The 383-nt window shown below is 34.7% G+C and carries 1 protein-coding gene; it reads right to left on the bottom strand.

Annotated elements, in window-relative coordinates:
• Positions 1 to 359, bottom strand: a 359-nt coding sequence (locus ACLWS4_RS37790) for a hypothetical protein (protein WP_416876542.1), incomplete at its 3' end; no start/stop codon positions are given.
• Between the last annotated feature and the right edge of the window lie 24 nt (positions 360 to 383).

Genomic DNA, 383 nt, shown 5'->3' with positions numbered 1-383 from the left:
GAACTTGAACTTCCTGCACTATTTGGTGAAAAGAGTTCTACTATAAACATTATGATAGTTAGTAAAGTCATACCGATAAAAATGAAGAAATCTATGATTCTAATTCGCCATAAAGCTCCTTGAATGGTAGAAACATTTCCCTTTTTCAGGCGCTTCAACACTCTAATTTTCGTTTTTTCATTACGGAGTTTTGTATCGTACAACCCACTCTCAATCTCATTAACTAATCTTTTATTTGTTCTAGTCAAACGAATCATGTACTTATTGGTTAACATTGCAACAAAGAAAGCAAAGATAGCTGGAATGATGGCCACCAAGCCAAACCATTGGAATCCTTCCCATAAATTCGTGACTTCCATCTTGGATGTGAAAAAATTAGCAAC

The organism is Kitasatospora sp. SC0581 (assembly GCF_048159585.1).
Classification (GTDB): domain Bacteria; phylum Actinomycetota; class Actinomycetes; order Streptomycetales; family Streptomycetaceae; genus Kitasatospora.
Note: the sequence above shows the minus strand (reverse complement) of the source record. Positions and strands in the feature narration are given on the sequence as shown.